Origin of the sequence: Thioalkalivibrio thiocyanoxidans ARh2 (assembly GCF_000385215.1) — a bacterium.
In the GTDB taxonomy this organism is placed as follows: Bacteria; Pseudomonadota; Gammaproteobacteria; order Ectothiorhodospirales; family Ectothiorhodospiraceae; genus Thioalkalivibrio; species Thioalkalivibrio thiocyanoxidans.
On record NZ_ARQK01000041.1, the window covers coordinates 1 to 14,263 of the forward strand.

The 14,263-nt window shown below is 65.4% G+C and carries 11 protein-coding genes and 1 pseudogene; 8 read left to right on the forward strand and 4 right to left on the reverse strand.

Annotated features, from left to right (window positions below; translation table 11 throughout):
- Nucleotides 1–146 precede the first annotated feature (146 nt).
- Nucleotides 147–1,259 (reverse strand): Fic family protein, encoded by a 1,113-nt coding sequence (locus tag G372_RS0104150; protein ID WP_026340294.1) that lies wholly within the window; start codon nucleotides 1,257–1,259, stop codon nucleotides 147–149.
- Nucleotides 1,260–1,430: 171 nt separating this feature from the next.
- Nucleotides 1,431–2,825: a type II toxin-antitoxin system HipA family toxin YjjJ gene (gene yjjJ, locus G372_RS13470; RefSeq protein ID WP_026340295.1), complete on the reverse strand. Its 1,395-nt coding sequence runs from the start codon at nucleotides 2,823–2,825 to the stop codon at nucleotides 1,431–1,433.
- Between the two features lie 221 nt (nucleotides 2,826–3,046).
- Between yjjJ and G372_RS0104160 the strand changes: the two are divergent.
- The 7 genes and pseudogenes from G372_RS0104160 to G372_RS0104200 all read left to right on the forward strand — a co-directional run bounded on the left by G372_RS0104160 (nucleotide 3,047) and on the right by G372_RS0104200 (nucleotide 8,622).
- Nucleotides 3,047–3,765, forward strand: a pseudogene (locus G372_RS0104160) (SprT-like domain-containing protein).
- A 724-nt stretch (nucleotides 3,766–4,489) separates the two neighbouring features.
- Nucleotides 4,490–4,879: a hypothetical protein gene (locus tag G372_RS0104175; protein WP_026340296.1), complete on the forward strand. Its 390-nt coding sequence runs from the start codon at nucleotides 4,490–4,492 to the stop codon at nucleotides 4,877–4,879.
- 120 nt (nucleotides 4,880–4,999) lie between these two features.
- A complete protein-coding gene (locus G372_RS0104180; RefSeq protein WP_018864012.1) occupies nucleotides 5,000–5,320 on the forward strand; it encodes a rhodanese-like domain-containing protein in 321 nt (106 codons plus the stop codon).
- Nucleotides 5,321–5,328: 8 nt separating this feature from the next.
- A complete protein-coding gene (locus G372_RS0104185; RefSeq protein ID WP_019623395.1) occupies nucleotides 5,329–6,057 on the forward strand; it encodes a glycosyltransferase in 729 nt (242 codons plus the stop codon).
- A 171-nt stretch (nucleotides 6,058–6,228) separates the two neighbouring features.
- On the forward strand, nucleotides 6,229–7,434 hold the full coding sequence (gene dapC / locus G372_RS0104190; protein ID WP_019623396.1) for a succinyldiaminopimelate transaminase: 1,206 nt from the start codon (nucleotides 6,229–6,231) through the stop codon (nucleotides 7,432–7,434).
- Between the two features lie 20 nt (nucleotides 7,435–7,454).
- Nucleotides 7,455–8,276 carry a 2,3,4,5-tetrahydropyridine-2,6-dicarboxylate N-succinyltransferase gene (dapD, locus tag G372_RS0104195; RefSeq protein ID WP_018864031.1) on the forward strand — a complete coding sequence of 274 codons (822 nt, stop codon included), beginning with the start codon at nucleotides 7,455–7,457 and terminating at the stop codon, nucleotides 8,274–8,276.
- Nucleotides 8,269–8,622 carry an ArsC family reductase gene (locus G372_RS0104200; protein ID WP_019623397.1) on the forward strand — a complete coding sequence of 118 codons (354 nt, stop codon included), beginning with the start codon at nucleotides 8,269–8,271 and terminating at the stop codon, nucleotides 8,620–8,622. Before dapD ends, G372_RS0104200 begins: the two co-directional genes overlap by 8 nt.
- Nucleotides 8,623–9,371: 749 nt before the next feature.
- Here the strand turns inward: G372_RS0104200 and G372_RS0104205 are convergent.
- Nucleotides 9,372–10,607: a methyl-accepting chemotaxis protein gene (locus tag G372_RS0104205; RefSeq protein WP_019623398.1), complete on the reverse strand. Its 1,236-nt coding sequence runs from the start codon at nucleotides 10,605–10,607 to the stop codon at nucleotides 9,372–9,374.
- Nucleotides 10,608–10,786: 179 nt separating this feature from the next.
- A complete protein-coding gene (locus G372_RS0104210; protein WP_019623399.1) occupies nucleotides 10,787–12,052 on the reverse strand; it encodes a DEAD/DEAH box helicase in 1,266 nt (421 codons plus the stop codon).
- Nucleotides 12,053–12,407: 355 nt separating this feature from the next.
- Here G372_RS0104210 and G372_RS0104215 point away from each other — a divergent pair, with 355 nt between their 5' ends.
- On the forward strand, nucleotides 12,408–14,006 hold the full coding sequence (locus tag G372_RS0104215; RefSeq protein WP_019623400.1) for a methyl-accepting chemotaxis protein: 1,599 nt from the start codon (nucleotides 12,408–12,410) through the stop codon (nucleotides 14,004–14,006).
- The last annotated feature ends 257 nt before the right edge of the window (nucleotides 14,007–14,263 follow it).

Consider the following 14,263-nt stretch of genomic DNA (forward strand, 5'->3'; position numbering starts at 1 on the left):
GTTTTGAAGACGACGGATAACCATGTAGGGATCGGCGATTACGTCATTCTTGCGGGAGACGGGTGGACCTTCATCAAAATGGTTTACCGCGATGACGTGGTTGGTAGCGATCAGCATTGCTTGACAGCTCGGCGCCCTGATCGGGGTCATGCAAGCGTTTCTGGCAAAGAGTAACTCGTGCTGCGTCCACCGCCCGGGTTCTTCTTCAACGCGCCCCGGCCCACTAGGTCCGCAATATCCCGCTGCGCCGTGTCCTGCGAACACTTGGCCATCCGGGCCCAACGTGAAGAGGTCATCCCACCTTCGAATCCGTCCAGCAGGCGATTGAGAACCTTGATCTGTCGGGCATTGAGCGGCTCGGTGGCGAACCGCTCCCAGAATTGGGCCTTGAACAGCACGTGCTCGAGTGCATCCTGAGCGCTGTCCAGCGAACGCTGCAGGCAGCCCAGGAACCATTCCAGCCACAGGGTGATGTCCAGGTCCCCCTGTTTCTGAGTCCGCTCCAGAATCGCGTAATAGTCACTGCGTTCCCGAAGGATCTGCCCGGACATGCTGTAGAAACGTTCCGCAGAACCATCCGCTCGTGCCAGCGCCATATCGGCGATCGCCCGCGCGATACGCCCGTTCCCATCCGCGAACGGGTGAATCGTCACGAACCAGAGGTGGGCCAGCCCCGCCACCAATAGCGGATCCAACGGGCCGGGTGCCTTGAACCAGCCGAGGAAGGCGTCGACCTCCCCCGGGATGCGTTCGGCCGGTGGCGCGGAGAAGTGCACCGTCTCCCGGCCAACGGGGCCCGACACCACATCCATCGGCCCTTGATCGTCATCCCGCCAGCGCGCGACGGGAATCCGCGTCATTCCGCTGCGCCCCGTCGGAAACAGGGCCGCATGCCAGTCGAACAGCCGATCCACCGTCAGCTCACGGTCAAAGGCCTTCGTGGCATCCAGCATCAGTTCGACCATGCCGTCGACATCACGCCCCGAAGCGACCAGTCCACCGGCCTCCAGGCCGAGGCGACGTGCCAGGGAAGAGCGCACCTGATCCAGGGGTAGCCGTTCGCCCTCGATCGCGCCGGAGTCCACGATATCCTCCGACAGCACCCGCAGCGACGCTTCCTCACGTAGCGCGAAACCCAACCCCTGCATCCGCCCGAGCAGCCGACCCTGCTCGCGCGCGGCCGCAGCCAGCATCGGCGCGATGTGTTCCGCATCCCACTGCCAGTGGGGCCAACCGGCCAGTTCCCAGATATATCGCACACCATTCTCCGCATAATATGCGGAGATTATGCGGATCATTCTCCGCATTTCCAAGCTTAGACGGAGTGCGGCGGATGCCGAGCACATCTGACGCTGTAGGTCTTCTCGGCCGGCCAGAGTAATTGTCGTTAGATTGATGCCCGCGTCCAATGGGCACTGCACGGCGAGTAATCAGGGCGCAACGAGTGCCAGGCGTCTTTGCAGCTCGAGGGCGTTTTCGGATGCAATCCTGCGAAACGTGGAACTGATGCGGGTGTCATCCGACACGGTTTGCCAGTACCCGATCGCGGCGTGACAAGTGGTGACCCACGCACCATGTTCACGGGGCAATGGCAGGGCGGGCTCGAACGTCACGCGCGGCAACTCGCCACCCGGGAGCGGCGCGTAGGCCATCGGGAGCATGTCGTAGACCGGGCACAGGACAAGCCGGCCGCCCTCCGGTCGAAAGGCGAGATTGCCCAGGTGCATATCGCTGTTGGCAATCAGTCGGCCGAACCAGGTCATGTGACGGATGGCTGCAACCGCCTCCGGCGCCAGCAGACGCTTGCCCGCCAGTCCTTGGGCGAGGGTGTCCCATGCCGAAGGCGCATGGCCGAGCAAGGCCGCGTTCACGGTCTCCAGCGTCACCACCGCGCTGCGGCCGAACAGTCCGTGGCGATCGAAGCGCTCGACCTCCAGGAACGTGCGGCCCTGTTGCTGGAGGATTCGGCTGGGCGGGCTCTGCACGCCGGGCAGCGCCGCGACCGCCTCCAGAGCCAGATGCTCCGCCACCAGCAGATCGGACCAGCGCTGCACGGTCGCGGAATCATCGTCACCGGAGAATTTCACGATGACGTGCGGACTATGACTGCCCTGCAGGTCCCGAAGGGCGGTGAACTTCGGGAACTCACCCGCGGCACTGGAGCCCGCAAGACCCAGCGAGATGGCCTCCTCCGCCGCCTTCACATACATCCCTTCGATTTCATCCGCCCCGAGAACCGGAGGGAGGTCCAGGCGGGCCTTCTGCCAGCCCTTGAATGCGGCATCACCAACGACCAGGTTGCCCGGGAGATCGGACCCCACACGACTCAGAACCCAGAGGATATCGTCGTCACTCCAGGCATCTGGATTGGGTGACACCTCGAGCGTGTCTTGCAAGCGATGCGCCAGCTGGCGCCCGAGGTAGCCCTGGGGGCGCATATCGTACAAAGGGTATGGCAGACCGGCCCACCATCCTTCGGGGGTCTCGTCGTCATCCTCCAAAGGCCAATCCGAGCCACCGAAGTCGGCATGGCAGCCCTGTGGCTGGATAGGCGAGAGTTCCGTGAGCTCGTGCGGCTGGCCGGCTTCATCAATCACACGGATGGGAATGGGCACGAAGTCGCCTCGCAGCGCTCTGCGCAGAGCGTAGCGAGTGCGCCGGGCCCGCCCAGCCGCAAGCACGGGCTCGGTCGTCTCCTGCAGCAGGCGGTGAAGGGTGGGAACCGACAGCCCCAGTTCGCGGGCAAGATCGGCTGCACGTGCCGGGGCGAGTCTGGCAAGCGCCAAGCCGAGCCGCTGATGCGCTGCCTCTCGCTTGCTCCTCATCCGAACCTGCCTATTGAAATGATTATTGAGAAGATACTACCTCATTAACGGTTTGATATATAACCCTTCAATTTCTCTCCCAAGCATTTAGTGAAACGATCCTATGGACGAACCAGATCCTGGGCGGGACAGGTCTCGGCTCGCCCAGTTTGTGACCGGATTTGTGACAAAAATGGGGCGATACAATCTCGGGACTCAAGACTCGATGCCGGAAACGCACCATGACCGACTCCCCCACCCTGTCGATGTACTCCGCCCTGCACCGGGCCTTCGATCATTTCAACGAACGGCTGTTCGACAACGAATTGCCGCCCTGCCTGATCACGCTGCGCAGTTACCGCCGGCAACGCGGCTACCACCACGCCGAACGCTTTATCACCTCGGATGGCGCGATCATCCACGAGCTGGGTGTTCATCCGGGGTACTTCACCCTGAATCCGCTGGAGGTCGCACTCTCCACGCTGGTACACGAGATGGTGCCTCACTGGCAGGAATGCATTGGCCGACCGAGCCGCTCGAACCACCACAACCGGGAGTGGGTCGGCAAGATGGAAGCGATCGGTCTGGTGCCGAGCGATACCGGCCTGCCGGAGGGCAAACAGACCGGCCGCCGGGTCACGCACTATATCTGGCCCGACGGGCCCTTCGCCCGAGCCTGCTCGGACCTGCTGGCCACCGGGTTCGAACTGCCCTGGTTCGACCGGCATGCCCCACCGATCCGGAATCGCTTGCCCAAGTGCAGGAGATGCTAGCCCACCAGGGTCTGGCCGTCGCCAGCGCCCCCGCGCCGGCCGAGACGATCGCGATGCCCGACGATGCCGAAAAACCGGCGGTGTTTGCGCCACCCGCACCGCGCCCGGATCGCCGTGTGCGCATGAACTGCCCGACCTGCGAGGCGCGCGTCTGGGCGGGACCGGAAACCGAAGTCGTCTGTGGATAGCGCATGGAGCCCATGAGGCCTCTCTGGGTGACCTCACCAAGGCCAAACCGACACGCGGACATGCCGAAGTGACCCTGACGCATCCCGCAAGCATCAGGCGTGAGCCAGAAGGTCAATCTGAGGCCGAATTCCTGTGCCACCTTCCGTGACAACCCAACCCCAATCTCTACCTGTGTGTGACACATCTGAGCGATATGGATCGGTCTTTATCGTCATTCCCACCATGACGTTTTTTGCTTTTACTCCAGATGGTTGGGGAGTTTGTGCTACGTTTTATATCGCCTTACAACTCTCTTAGCCGATCTTGATTACGTAGGCTTATTCTGGCTACGAACCAGGTGGTCGGAGGTTCGAATCCTTCCGGGCGCGCCATATTCCCGAGAGAGGGCAGCCATTTCGGGCTGCCCTTTTTCATTTGTCCGATCTCAAAGGATTCGAACCTCCGATAAATTCGTTGGTTCGATCCCGAGCGCAGCGAGGAACGTGTCGGCCACGGGCCGACACCCGGAAGGCCCAGGCGCGCAGCGCCGCCGCTATCCTTCCGGGCGCGCCATATTCCCGAGAAAGGGCCCCCACGTCGGGCGGCCCCTTTATCATTTGTCCGCTCTCAAAGGATTCGAAGCGCCGGACAGACACGTTGGTTCGATCGACCCGGAAACCGCCTCTCATGTATCAGATCACCAGCCCCGCTCCCGACGCCTCCCCCGGCCTCCGTCCCTGCTGGATGGATGCGCTGATCACACCTAAAGCCTCCACCCGCCTGCGGCACATCGCCCTGGGCCTGGTCCTGGCGATCGCCCTGCTGGCCGCGGAGTTTGAAGCCGCGGCGGCGGGCTGGATCCTTCTCGGCCTGCTGGGCTCGGTCACCGTGCTGGCCCTGTCGGTCGATCCGCGCTGGCTGTATCGCATGGCCTATCCGGGCGTGGTCGTACTGGCGGTGGCCGTCGCCGTACCCGCTGGATATGCCGCCTATATCCTGGGCCTGGCGGAGACCGTCGCCCCCGCGATCGCGTTCGCCCTGATCGCCCTGGCCGCCACGCTGCTCGGCCCCGAAGAAGGCAGCCGCTGGCTGGAGCGTCGCAGCCGCGACGAGGACCGCCTGCGCCGCGGTTGAGACAACCGCCACCGCCCACCCGGGCGTCCTCGTGCACACCATCCCTGCGCGGCAGCCGGCCACTTGCGGCCAACCTCCTGTGAACTTAGCGTGTCGGCATCACCCGACACGGAATTCGCCATGCGCCAGATGTCCCCCCGGGAATTGCAGGACCACCTCGCCGAGGCGGATCAGCCGCCGGTCCTGCTGGATGTACGCGAGCCCTGGGAGTACCAGCGCTGCCGCATCGACGGCTCGAAGCTGATCCCGATGGGCGAGATTCCGGCGGCATACCAGGAGCTGAACCCGGACGACGAGATCGTGGTGATCTGTCACCACGGGGTGCGCAGCCAGCAGGTGTGCTGGTTCCTGAACCGCGCCGGGTTCAGCAAGGTGATCAACCTGGCCGGCGGCATCGACGCCTGGGCGCGGGACGTCGACCCCCACATGGCGACCTACTGATCTCTCCTGTGCGCGGGCTCCCGGCCCTGTCGGTGATCGTCCCGGCCTGGAACGAGGCGCAGTGGCTGCCGCAAACCCTGGCGGCCCTGCAGCAGGCCCTCGCCAATGCGGACCGTCAGACCGAGATCATCGTCGTCGACAATGCCTCCACGGATTCCACCCCGCAGATTGCCCAGCAGGCCGGTTGCCGGGTCGTGTTCGAGCCGACGCGGCAGATCAGCCGCGCCCGCAACGCGGGTGCCCGGGCGGCCTGCGGCGACTACCTGCTGTTCGTCGATGCCGACACCTGGCCCGACGCCGATCTGATCCGCACGACACTCCAGGCACTGGACAGCGGCGAGGTCTGCGGCGGCGGAGCCCGGGTCGCGTTCGATCACCTGACCCATCGCATCTACCGCTGGGGCGCGGCGGCCTGGAACGCCCTGTCGGCACGGCTGGGACTTGCCGCCGGCTGTTACGTCTTCTGCACCCGCGAGGCCTTCGAGGCGATCGGCGGCTTCAGTGAACGGGTCTATGCAGGCGAGGAAGTGTTCCTGTCGCGCGCGATGGCGCGCTGGGGCCACCAGCACGGGCAGCGGTTCCAGATGCTGGAGACCCCCGTGATGACCTCGGGACGCAAGGCGGACTGGTTCAGCCCCGCGCACCACATCCTGGTGGTCCTGCAGGCCCTGCTGCTGCCCTGGAGCCTGCGCTCCCGCCGGCTGGCCTGGTTCTGGTACACCCGACCCAGGGACTGACCGCCCGGTCGACCACGCCAGCGTCATCCGCGTGCCGTAGGGGCGCCCGCACGCGGATGCCCGATATGGAGCCACACCCTGCCGAGACTCGGTTGCAAGTCTCCACTTGGCGTCTGGCTCCGGTATACTGCGCGGTCTTTCGTTTCCCTCGAACACGACACCCGAGCCGCCATGAACCCGCGCCTGGACCGGCTACAGCCCTACCCGTTCGAACGCCTGCGCCGGCTGTTCGCGGATCTGCAACAACCCGCCGACCGGGAGCCGATCGCCCTGTCGATCGGCGAGCCGCGTCATGCGCTGCCGGGGTTTGTCGAACCGGTGCTGCGCGACGCGATCCAGGGTTATAACCACTACCCCACCACCCGCGGCGAGCCCGCGCTGCGCGAGACCATCGCCGCATGGCTGCAGCGCCGCTTCCAGCTGGATGGCGTGGACGCCAACCGGCAGGTCCTGCCCGTCAGCGGTACCCGCGAGGCCCTGTTCGCGATCGCCCAGGCCGTCGTCGCAGAGAAGCCCGGGGCACGCGTGCTGATGCCGAACCCCTTCTATCAGATCTACGAAGGCGCGGCCCTGCTGGCCGGGGCTGAGCCGGCCTTCTACGACCTGGCGGCGGAGAACGGCTATCTACCCGATTTCTCCGCGGTCGATGCAGCGACCTGGGATGCGGTGCAACTGGTCTATATCTGCAACCCGGGCAACCCGGCCGGTGCCTGCATGTCCGAGTCGGCGATGCAGGAGCTGATCGGCCTCGCCGACCGGCACGACTTCGTGATTGCGGCGGACGAGTGCTACTCCGAGATCTACCACCCGGATGCCGAACCCCCGGCCGGGCTGCTCGGCGCGGCGGCGCGCATGGGCCGTACCGGCTTCGAGCGCTGTATCGTGTTCCACAGCCTGTCCAAGCGCTCCAATTTGCCGGGGCTGCGCTCGGGGTTCGTCGCCGGCGATGCCGCGCTGCTCGACCGCTTCGCGCTGTACCGCACCTATCACGGCTGCACCCTGCCACCGCCCACGCAGGCGGTCAGTCGCGCGGCCTGGGCGGACGAGGCCCATGTCGCCGATAATCGCGCGCTGTACGCCGAAAAATTCGCCGCCGTGGTGCCGATCCTGCAGGAGGTCCTGGACGTAGAGCCGCCCGCCGCGGGCTTCTACCTCTGGCCGCGCGTACCGGATGGCGACGACGAGGCCTTCGCCCGCCGCCTGTATGCCGAAGCCGGCGTCACGGTGCTGGCCGGACGCTACCTCTCCCGCAGCGATCCCGAGACCGGGCACAATCCCGGGGCCGGACACGTGCGCATGGCGCTGGTCGCCGAACCGGCGGCCTGCATCGAAGCGGCCCACCGCATCGCTGCTCTATATCAAGAAACAATTTTTTAAACACTTAAAAGGACTGTTTCATGTCGGACATCAAGAACATCATCGAGACCGCCTTCGAAAGTCGCGCCGAGATCAACCCGCGCAACGTGGAGACCAACGTACGTGACGCCGTCAACGAGGCCATGGAGATGCTCGACAGCGGCCAGGCACGCGTCGCCGAGAAAAAAGGTGGTGACTGGGTCGTCAACGAATGGCTGAAGAAGGCCGTGCTGCTGTCGTTCCGCATTGCCGAGAACGAGTTCATCAAGGGCGGCTTCACCAACTACTACGACAAAGTCCCGTCCAAGTACGCCGACACTTCCAGCCGCGACTTCCGCGAGGGCGGCGTGCGCGTAGTACCGCCGGCAACCGCCCGCCGCGGCAGCTACATCGCCCCGAACGTGGTGCTGATGCCCTCCTACGTGAACATCGGTGCCTATGTGGACGAGGGCACCATGGTGGACACCTGGGCCACCGTCGGCTCCTGTGCCCAGATCGGCAAGAACGTGCATCTCTCCGGCGGCGTCGGCATCGGCGGCGTGCTGGAGCCGCTGCAGGCCGCCCCGACCATCATCGAGGACAACTGCTTCATCGGCGCGCGCTCCGAGGTGGTCGAGGGCGTGATCGTCGAGGAAGGCGCGGTGATCTCCATGGGCGTGTACCTCGGCCAGTCCACCCGCATCTACGACCGCGAAAACGACGAGATCCTGTACGGCCGCGTGCCGGCCGGCGCGGTGGTGGTGCCAGGCAACCTGCCGTCGAAGGATGGCAAGTACTCGCTGTACTGCGCGGTGATCGTGAAGCGCGTGGACGAGAAAACCAAGGCCAAGGTCGGCCTGAACGCCCTCCTGCGGGATGTCTGAGCTCGTCCTCTACGGGATCGCCAACTGCGATACCGTGCGCAAGGCACGCCGGGCGCTGGATGCGGCCGGCGTGGACGTCCGCTTTGTGGACTTTCGCAAGGACGGGCTCGAGGAGGCGCAGTTGCGCCGCTGGGTGGAGGCCGTAGGCTGGGAGACCCTGGTGAACCGGCGCGGTACTACCTGGCGCCAGCTGCCCGAAGAGACACGCGAGGCCATCGACCAGGAGCCTGCGATCGCCCTGATGCTGGAGCATCCGGCACTGATCAAGCGTCCGGTGATCGAGCGTGGTGACGACGTGTACGTTGGCTGGAATGCGGCGACCGCGCGTGAGCTTGGGGCTGGCTGACCGTTTCTAGCGGGCTCCGGCGCTCGTGGCTCTAGCCGGCGCTTCGTATTGGCTGGGCCGGGTTCGGCATCTAGAGTTTACGGTGGCTTCGTCCGGCCGCCTGCCTTGTTGAGGCTGGCCCTGGTTCGGCATCCGGTGTTTTTGTGCTTTCGTCCGGCCGCCTGCCTGCGCTGTCTCGGCAGCGCACCCCGAGGTACTTTCTTGCTTGCCCAAGAAAGCACCCGTCGAGGCGCACCCGGATTCCGCCCGGGGACCTTGCTCCAGGGGCCTCGGGCCGGCGGCGCTGAAACTCGCTGCGCCTTTGGCTTCGCTCAGACAGTCAGCGCCTCTCTTCCGTCCCGAGGACCCTTCCGCAAGGGGCTTCATACGGGAGATGAAGGTCAAGACAACGTCTGGCCTGACGTTCGTGCGAATGGATGGAGGCTGGGCGTTCCGACACCCTGGGCACGCGCGGCCTTCGGCCTGGCGTGCCGCGCCCGCAAGCGGGCGCCAGAGCCCATCGTAGGATGTGATGAGCGCAGCGAATCGCATCAGGATTGCCCCGACGCTGGAACGGTGCGTTTCGCTACGCTCAACGCACCCTACAGCTCTGGGCTTATGAAAGGTGCGGGAACACCGACAGTTTTGACCTTCCCTCCCGATATGAGCCCCTTGTGGAGGGCGTGACAGGCCGGACGAAGCCACCGTAAACACCAGACGACGAACCAGGCCCCGCCACAACGAAGGTGGCCGAGGGCAGGCCCCGGGTGTCAGGCGGGTTGCTGGCGGAAGCCGGCTACCTCGGCCTGCAGGCGCTCGGCCAGGCCTTCCAGGGCCTCGACGGCCTCCTGCATCTCGCGGGCGCCGTCGGCGCTGCGTACCGCGATGTCGTTGATGTGGTGGACATTGCGGTTGATCTCCTCCGCGACCTGGCTCTGCTCCTCCGTGGCCGAGGCGACCTGGCGCGTCATGTCGTCGATGGTGGTCACGGAGTCGTGGATGTATTCCAGCGTCTCTTCCGCCTCGCCGGCCTTGCTGACCGATGCCTCGGCCTGCTGCTGACTGACCTCCATCGCCTGTACGGCCTTGCCGGCCGCGCCCTGCAGGCGCTGGATGATCTCGCGGATCTCGCCGGTGGAGTCATTGGTGCGCTGGGCCAGGTGGCGCACCTCGTCGGCGACCACGGCGAAGCCGCGCCCCGCCTCGCCCGCCCGGGCGGCCTCGATCGCGGCATTGAGGGCCAGCAGGTTGGTCTTCTCGGCGATCTCCTCGATCACCTCGAGGATGGACCCGATGTTGTCGGAGTCACCCTTGAGTTCGTCGATCACGGTGCTGGCCTTGCGAATCTCACTGGCCAGCGCATTGATCGAGCCCTGGGTCGCCTGCACCACGTTGCGCCCGCCCTCGGCCGCGCGGGTGGCCTGGCCGGCGCTCTCCGCCGTGCTCTGGGTGTTGTTGGCCACCTCCTGCACGGTCGCGGACATCTGGTTCATCGCGGTGACGACCTGCTCGACGTCCGAGCGCTGCTCGTCGGTCTCGCGACTCAGTCCGTTGCTGCGGCCCTCCAGCTGGCGCGCCGAGGCGGCGATCCCGTCCGCCGCATCCGCCACCTGCGTGATCAGGCCCGACAGACGCTCCATGACCGCGTTGAACGCGGTACTGGTACGGCCAATCTCGTCTTCGGTCGTGATCTCCACCCGATGGCCAAGGTCGGCCTGTCCGGAGGCGATGGCCTCCAGCCCCGAGGCGAGCCGCTCCAGTGGCCGAACCAGCATGTTGGCCGCGAACCAGCCAATCCCCAGCGCGACCAGAAAGGCGACCACCCACAGGCCCCAAAGGAGCCACCACAGCTGATCGACCAGCGCCGCGTCGACATTCGCCGCCAGATCGCCCTTCATCGTATGGAAGGTCACCCCGCCCATGATCGAGAGCGGGATGGTACTGACGAGAATCACGAGAACAATAAGCTTGAGGCGCAGGCCGCCGTTCGTTAGAAGCCGGTTCATGGGGTCCCTCCTTTCCCCGCTGTAACGGCCGGGGCGGCCGGTACTTGATAGCGCCCATCTTCCCGGTGGCGACGACAAGAGCAGGTGATCCGGATCAAGTCCGGCGCAGGTTCGCAGACACAAAAAAGCCCGCGTCCCCATGGGAGACGCGGGCGGGTCTTGCCGTTAAGAGAGCGGTCCTAGCGGCCGCGTGCAGCCCGGTTGCCCTGGGGCGCGCGGCCCTGGCCACCACCGCGATGGCCGCCGGGCTTGCTGCCACGACCCTGGCGCGGCTTGCCATTACGCGCGCCGCCACCCGGCTTGCCACCACGGCGATGGCCATTGCCATCATTTGCGGCCGGCTTCGGGGCCGCGAAGCCGTCGGTTTCGATGCGCTCGATCGGTCGCTGGATCAGGCGCTCGATGCCCTTCAGGAGCTTCATCTCTTCGCCATCTACCAGCGACAGCGCAGCACCGGCGGACCCGGCACGGCCGGTGCGGCCGATGCGGTGCACATAGTCTTCCGGCACATTCGGCAGCTCGAAGTTGACCACCTGCGGCAGCTGGTCGATGTCCAGGCCGCGGGCCGCGATATCCGTGGCGACCAGCACCGGCACGGCCCCGGTCTTGAACTGCTTGAGCGCCTTGGTACGGGCCGCCTGGCTCTTGTTGCCATGGATTGCCTCGGAGGGCACGCCGTCCTGCGTCAGCTTCTGCGCCAGGCGGTTGGCTCCGTGCTTGGTGCGCGTGAATACCAGCACCTGGCCCCAGTCGTTGGTGCGGATCAGGTGGCTCAGCAGCTCGCGCTTGCGGCTGCTCTCCACCAGATGCACCGTCTGCTGGACGGTCTCGGCAGCGGTGTTGCGCGGGGCCACGTCGACCTCGGCCGGCTTGTTCAGCAGGCTCGACGCCAGGGCACGGATCTCGCCGGAGAAGGTCGCCGAGAACATCAGGTTCTGGCGCTTTTTCGGCATCAGGGCAATCAGCCGGCGAATATCGCGGATGAAGCCCATGTCCAGCATGCGATCGGCCTCGTCCAGCACCAGGATCTCGATACCGGAGAGGTCAATCGTCTTCTGGCTGGCATGGTCCAGCAGGCGACCCGGGGTGGCCACGACGATATCCATCGGGCCCCGCAGCGCCTTGATCTGCGGGTTCATGTTCACGCCGCCGAAGATGGTCATCGACTTCAGCGACAGGTGGCGACCGTAGGTACGGACGGAATCATGGACCTGAGCGGCCAGCTCGCGCGTCGGCGTCAGGATCAGGGCCCGCGGGCGCCCCGGCTTGCGCTCGGGCGCCGGGCCATCGGTCAGTCGCTGCAGGATCGGCAGGGTAAAGCCGGCGGTCTTGCCGGTCCCGGTCTGGGCGGCGGCCAGCAGGTCACCGCCTTTCAGGACTTCGGGGATCGCCTGGGTCTGGATCGGGGTCGGCGTCTTGTAACCGGCCTGCTCCAGCGCACGCATAAGGGGTTCGGCCAACCCAAGGTCGGCAAAGGAAGAAACAAAAGACATTCAATACTCCAACGGCTACCCGCCGCTCGTACTCGAGGGGCACCCATCGGGGTATGACGAAATCGGGGGGACGGGAACCGAGAGGGTTCCGGATCAGTGAACGGACGCTGACGGGCGGGGCGTTCGGTGCCGACAGTGTACGCGATTCTGCCTCTATGTCCATCAGCATATTCGCCCAACGGAATAAATCTCGCTTTCCAAGGAACGCTGGACTATGCTCCGGCCACAACGAAAAACCGGTGCCCACGAAGTACCGGAACGACAGGCGCGGCGAAAGAGCAATCGGTCAAACGGGGGATGGACAGCCATGAAACGCAACCTGCCGATCTCGGGGAACGAGGTCGACTACCCGGCCTCGGCCAACATCCTGTCCACCACCAACCTCAAGGGCGCCATCACCTACGTCAATCCCGAGTTCATCGACATCAGCGGTTTCTCGGAGGATGAACTGATCGGGCGCAATCACAACGTGATCCGTCATCCGGAGATGCCACCGGCCGCGTTCGAGGATCTCTGGCAGACCATCCAGGCAGGCCAGTCATGGATGGGCATGGTGAAGAACCGCTGCAAGAACGGGGATCACTACTGGGTCAGCGCCTATGTGACCCCGGTGGTGCGGGACGGAGAAGTCGTTGAATACCAGTCCGTCCGGACCAAGCCGGACCGCAGGCTGGTCGAGCGGGCCGAACAGACGTATGCGGCGGTAATGGCAGGCCGCCCGCCACCGGCCCTTCGCCTGCCTCCGTTGGGTCTGCGCATGCGCGTGCTCGGGAGTATCGGGCTCGGGGTGCTGGCTGGGCTGCTGACCACCACCCTGGCGACACCAGCCACCCTCTGGACGGCACTGAGCTTTGCTCTACCCATGCTGCTGGTTGCCGTACCGGTCGCCTGGATCGGAACAGCGCCCCTTTGTCGGGCCGCTCGACATGCCCGAACAATCGGCCGCAGCCCGATCAGCCGCTACATCTACACCGGCCGCACCGACGAGGTCGGCGAGATCCTGTTTGCCCTGAAGATGCTGGAGGCCGAGGCCAGCGCGGTGGTCGGGCGTATCGGTGATGCGGCGCGACAGCTGAACGAGAATACCGACGGACTCCTCGGCGCGATGGCCGACAGCCGCCAGGCTGCCGACCAACAACAGGCGGAGACAGAGGAAGTCGCCAGCGCGACCCAGCAGATGGTCAACAGCGTGCAGGAGGTCGCCCGGAGCGCACAGGGTGCGGCCGAGGCAGCCGATCACGCAGACCAGTCCGCTCGCTCCGGGATGGATGTGGTGTCCCGTAGCAACCAGGCCATCGAGGCCCTCGGCAGGGAGATTGCCGAAGGGTCAGCCGTAATGACCGAACTCGACCGCGAAAGCCGTGAGATCAGCCGGGTACTCGACGTCATCCGCGGGATCGCCGAGCAGACCAACCTGCTGGCCCTCAACGCCGCGATCGAAGCGGCTCGCGCCGGGGAGCACGGACGCGGCTTTTCGGTGGTGGCCGACGAGGTTCGAACCCTGGCCAGCCGCACCCAGGACTCCACCGCCGAAATCCAGACCATCATCGAGTCACTGCAGACGCGTGCAGCCGCCGCGGTCGAATCGATGAACACCAGCCGAGACCAGGCAGAAGAGTCCGTGGAACTGGCCCGGACCGTTTCCCGTACGCTGGAGGACATCACCAGCGGGATCGGACATATCCGCGACATGAGCAACCAGATCGCGGCGGCGGTCGAGCAGCAGGGAACCGCGGGTGACGAGATTCGGCAGGGCGTTGCCACGATTCGAGACGCCGCCCAGACAACCGCGGACCGCGCAGTCCGCAGCGACGCCTCGGCGCGATCGGCCGCGGAACTCGCCAACGGGCTCGAGGCACTGGCCGATCAGTTCTGGTCCCGCCATCGGAACCAGGGCGAACACTGACCCCTTACACGCTGATGCCATCTGCATCCCGGCGATCGTACCTGCGAGAACACCGAGCAGGTTACGACGATATCGTGATGCGTTCTGTGAATCCCATCCGGAGTCATCATCCGCAGGAAAGCGCGGCCGCGCCGATTTTCGCTGATTACCCCACCCCGCCAGTAAAGATTATGGGCTGCCGCCAGATAACTAACCTATATTGCCGGGAATACAAGAATAATCGCGCCAGGGAGGGCCGGGGGAACCAGATCCATCGC

What these genes read in the sequence shown, in the direction of transcription:
- G372_RS0104180 (WP_018864012.1), top strand. Translation starts at nt 5,000, where the DNA reads ATGCGCCAGATGTCCCCCCGGGAATTGCAGGACCACCTCGCCGAGGCG.
- G372_RS0104205 (WP_019623398.1), bottom strand. Translation starts at nt 10,607, where the DNA reads ATGAACCGGCTTCTAACGAACGGCGGCCTGCGCCTCAAGCTTATTGTT.
- dapD (WP_018864031.1), top strand. Translation starts at nt 7,455, where the DNA reads ATGTCGGACATCAAGAACATCATCGAGACCGCCTTCGAAAGTCGCGCC.
- G372_RS0104200 (WP_019623397.1), top strand. Translation starts at nt 8,269, where the DNA reads ATGTCTGAGCTCGTCCTCTACGGGATCGCCAACTGCGATACCGTGCGC.
- dapC (WP_019623396.1), top strand. Translation starts at nt 6,229, where the DNA reads ATGAACCCGCGCCTGGACCGGCTACAGCCCTACCCGTTCGAACGCCTG.
- G372_RS0104210 (WP_019623399.1), bottom strand. Translation starts at nt 12,052, where the DNA reads ATGCGTGCGCTGGAGCAGGCCGGTTACAAGACGCCGACCCCGATCCAG.
- G372_RS0104215 (WP_019623400.1), top strand. Translation starts at nt 12,408, where the DNA reads ATGAAACGCAACCTGCCGATCTCGGGGAACGAGGTCGACTACCCGGCC.
- yjjJ (WP_026340295.1), bottom strand. Translation starts at nt 2,825, where the DNA reads ATGAGGAGCAAGCGAGAGGCAGCGCATCAGCGGCTCGGCTTGGCGCTT.
- G372_RS0104175 (WP_026340296.1), top strand. Translation starts at nt 4,490, where the DNA reads ATGGATGCGCTGATCACACCTAAAGCCTCCACCCGCCTGCGGCACATC.